Raw genomic sequence first — 1516 nt, forward strand, 5'->3', positions numbered from 1 at the left:
TGTACTGCCCCCCATAAGTTAGACCTAGAAAGGCTAACTTATGGGGGGCTTTCTCATGGCAAAATATAGTTTTGAATTTAAGATGAGGGTTGTCAATGAATACCTGCAGAAAAAATCAGGATATGGCTTATTAGCCCAAAAACATAACATTTCCAGTAAATCAATTATCGCGAAATGGGTTGCAGTGTATCGCAAGTATGGTTTACAAGGACTTAAACGGTCGCGACATAGGAAAACTTATTCTTTTCAATTCAAGCAACATGCAGTAGAGTTATATCTAAGTACAGAGATTTCCTACCAAGATTTGGCTTTACTGCTGGACATTAAATCTCACGGCATGTTAGTAAACTGGGTGCAGCGGTATCGTGCGGTCGGTGTGGAGGGGCTCAAACCACAACGGAAAGGCAGGCGTCCCAAGGTGCCAGATATCAACACTATCCAATTAACATCAACAGATGAGCAGGCTGAGCGGCTTAAACAGCTTGAAGAAGAAAATCTCAAGTTGAGAATTGAGGTGGCTTATTTAAAAGAAGCGAGGAGATTGCGGCTAGCGGAAGAGGAGCAGAAAAGAAAGCAAGGATTGTCCACAGTCTCCGAGGAACCTTCAGATTAAAAGAAATCCTTGCTGTTGTAAATCTTCCTAAAGCGACGTATATGTATTGGCAGAAGCGTTTTGACTGTCCTTCGCCAGATGCTGATTTAGAAAATAAGATCTTAGCTATACGAAAAAGCAATAAGGACTTTGGTTATCGTCGCATCTGTGGAAAGCTGCGCCAGAAAGGCATCCTCGTGAATCACAAGAGGGTTCAGCGACTGGTCCAGAAGCTAGGCTTGCAGGTAAAATCATTTATGCATAGAAGTCGCAAGTATAATTCATATAAAGGAACTGTTGGTCGAGTTGCTCCAAACAGGCTGCGCCGGCGGTTCAATACCTGCATACCGCACCAGAAAATCGTTACAGACACTACCGAGTTCAAGTACTATGAGGTTGACGCGAAAGGAAACATTATTACACGCAAGGCATATCTAGACCCGTTTCTGGATTTGTTCAACCGTGAAATTATCAGTTTCAGCTTCACCAAGCGGCCCTCTTCGCAGGGAATTATGGCTGCCCTGGAGAAGGCTGTTGAAGTAACTAGTGACTGTCCCTACCGCCGGACATTCCACTCTGATCAGGGATGGGCGTATCAAATGGGGAACTATGTCACCCGCTTAAAGGAAGAGAAGATTTATCAAAGCATGTCGAGAAAAGGAACTTGCCTGGACAATAGTGTAATGGAAAATTTCTTTGGCATAATGAAGCAGGAAATATATTATGGTCATACATACCACAGCTTTGAAGAATTGAGGGAAGCCGTACAGAAATACATCACTTACTACAACAACCATAGGATCAAGGCACGATTGGGCTGGCTAAGCCCAGTGGAATATCGGTTGCGGCATGCAGCAGCATAATAAAAACCGTAGCAGCAACAAATGCTACTACGGTTAGGTCTAACTTTTTGGGGTCACTACA

General features: G+C 43.6%; 1 protein-coding gene. It reads left to right on the plus strand.

What is annotated here, in order from left to right:
- Nucleotides 1–55 precede the first annotated feature (55 nt).
- A protein-coding gene (locus tag DL94_RS15895) for an IS3 family transposase (protein WP_369793728.1) occupies nucleotides 56–1455 on the plus strand; the annotation gives its coding sequence in 2 pieces (ribosomal slippage) (nucleotides 56–544 and nucleotides 547–1455; 1398 coding nt in all).
- The last annotated feature ends 61 nt before the right edge of the window (nucleotides 1456–1516 follow it).

The sequence above is a fragment of the Selenomonas sp. AE3005 genome (genome assembly GCF_000686945.1).
In the GTDB taxonomy this organism is placed as follows: Bacteria; Bacillota; Negativicutes; order Selenomonadales; family Selenomonadaceae; genus Selenomonas_A.